This window comes from Mesorhizobium sp. M2A.F.Ca.ET.039.01.1.1 (assembly GCF_003998035.1).
GTDB lineage: Bacteria > Pseudomonadota > Alphaproteobacteria > Rhizobiales > Rhizobiaceae > Mesorhizobium.
Map to the genome: position 1 here is coordinate 1 of NZ_RZRY01000921.1, position 2086 is coordinate 2086.

Consider the following 2086-nt stretch of genomic DNA (forward strand, 5'->3'; position numbering starts at 1 on the left):
ACCTCAACGTCACCATGGACATCAGCGTCGAGGAGGCGGCCACGGCCGATAAGGTGACGGCGATGTTCCCGGACGGCCGCAAGGTCGCGGTCAAGCTGCCCTCCTATGTCGAGGACGGCCAGACGATCCGCCTGAAGGGCCAGGGCGAGCAGGGGCCTGGACAGCCGGGCGACGCGCTGGTCAAGATCCACATCCGCCGCCACCCGCGCTACCGCATCGAGGGCCGCGACCTGCATGTGGATCTGCCTGTCGATCTGGCCGACGCCGTGCTCGGCGCCAAGGTGGCGGTCGAGACGCCGACCGGCAAGCTCGCGGTCAACGTACCGGCATGGTCGAGCTCGGACAAGGTGCTGCGGCTGAAAGGCCGGGGCTTGCCGGAAAAGGCCGGCGGTCACGGCGATCTCTATGCCCATGTCCGGCTGATGCTGCCGGAGGGCGGCGATGCCGAGCTTGAGGCCCTGATGCGCCGCCAAAAAGGCTGATCGAGGGAATCTTGTTCCCGTTACAGTGTCTTTTGAGCGCTTGAAGGGGCTCTGTGCCTGTGCGATAGGGCTCTCCACAAAGCAGATATTCTTGCGGAGAGCTTGCACATGGCAGGTGGACAGGGCCTGATGGCCGGTAAGCGGGGCCTGATCCTGGGCGTCGCCAACAATCGGTCGATCGCTTTCGGCATCGCCAAGGCTTGCGTCGATCACGGCGCCGAAATCGCGCTGACCTATCAGGGCGAGGCCTTCAAGAAGCGCGTCGAGCCGCTGGCGGCCGAGCTCAACGCGCATGTCGCCGGCCATTGCGACGTCACCGACCCGGAAAGCCTTGATGCCGTTTTCGCCGACATCGCCGAGCATTGGGGCAAGCTCGACTTCCTTGTCCATGCCATCGCCTTCTCCGACAAGGACGAGCTCACCGGCCGCTATGTCGAGACGACGCGCGACAATTTCCTGCGCACAATGGACATCTCGGTGTTTTCCTTCACCACCATCGCCAAGCGCGCCGAGCCGCTGATGACCGATGGCGGCTCGCTTTTGACGCTGACCTATTACGGCGCCGAGAAGGTGATGCCGCATTACAACGTCATGGGCGTCGCCAAGGCGGCGCTGGAAGCGAGCGTGCGCTATCTCGCCGTCGATCTCGGCGCCAAGAAGATCCGCGTCAACGCGATCTCGGCCGGGCCGATCAAGACGCTCGCTGCCTCCGGTATCGGCGATTTCCGCTACATCCTGAAGTGGAACGAGTACAATTCGCCGCTGAAGCAGACGGTGACACAGGAAGAGGTCGGCGATTCCGGCGTCTATTTCCTATCCGACCTGTCGCGCGGCGTGACCGGCGAGGTCCATCACGTCGATTCCGGCTACCATGTCGTCGGCATGAAGGCGGTCGACGCGCCGGATATCTCGACCGTCAAGGACTAATCCGCTCCGCCTATCAAGCGTCCAAGCAATTCCAGGAAAAGTGCGAAGCGGTTTTCCGTCCGGAATGCTTGCAAAAGCAAATAGCGTCCGACCTTGGAAGACCTGATGTACCCGCTCGTCTACATCGCGCGCCACGGCCAGACCGAGTGGAATACCCAGCGTCGCCTGCAGGGTCAGGCCGACACCGACATCAATGAGCTTGGACGCCAGCAGGCGACTGCCAACGGACGGCGCCTGGCCGCGTTGATCGGCAAGGGTGAGGATTTCGACTTTGTCGCAAGTCCGATGCGGCGCACATGCGAAACCATGGAACTGATGCGCGCGGCAATGGGGCTCGACCCGCTCGCCTACCGGACGGAGCCGCGTCTGGTGGAATTGAGTTTCGGCGAATGGCAGGGTTTTACGTTTCGGGAGCTCGAGGCCCGGCATCCTGGATCCACGCGTGGCCGCCGCGCCGCCAAATGGGATTTCCAGCCGCCCGGCGAGGGCGCGGAAAGCTACGAGATGCTGCTCGAACGGGTGAAGCCTTGGTTCGATGCGCTTGACCGGCAGACGGTATGCGTCACGCATGGCGGCGTCATGCGCTGCCTTTTCCGCTTCGTCGAAGGCATATCCAAGAACGACGCGGCCGCTCTGGAGATCCCGCAGGACCGCCTGCTCCGGCTGGAGGGCCGGAG

Annotated in this window: 3 protein-coding genes; all 3 read left to right on the plus strand. The window is 63.6% G+C overall.

The window, feature by feature from the left end:
* The coding region (locus EOA24_RS35580) for a DnaJ C-terminal domain-containing protein (protein ID WP_281059920.1) at positions 1-482 on the plus strand (482 nt) is incomplete at its 5' end.
* 108 nt (positions 483-590) lie between these two features.
* Positions 591-1409 carry an enoyl-ACP reductase FabI gene (gene fabI, locus EOA24_RS35585; protein ID WP_126078577.1) on the plus strand — a complete coding sequence of 273 codons (819 nt, stop codon included), beginning with the start codon at positions 591-593 and terminating at the stop codon, positions 1407-1409.
* A 105-nt stretch (positions 1410-1514) separates the two neighbouring features.
* The coding region (locus tag EOA24_RS35590) for a histidine phosphatase family protein (protein ID WP_133374803.1) at positions 1515-2086 on the plus strand (572 nt) is incomplete at its 3' end.

Bases quoted from the DNA above. Each gene is read 5' to 3' on its own strand.
- fabI (WP_126078577.1), top strand. From the start codon at position 591: ATGGCAGGTGGACAGGGCCTGATGGCCGGTAAGCGGGGCCTGATCCTG.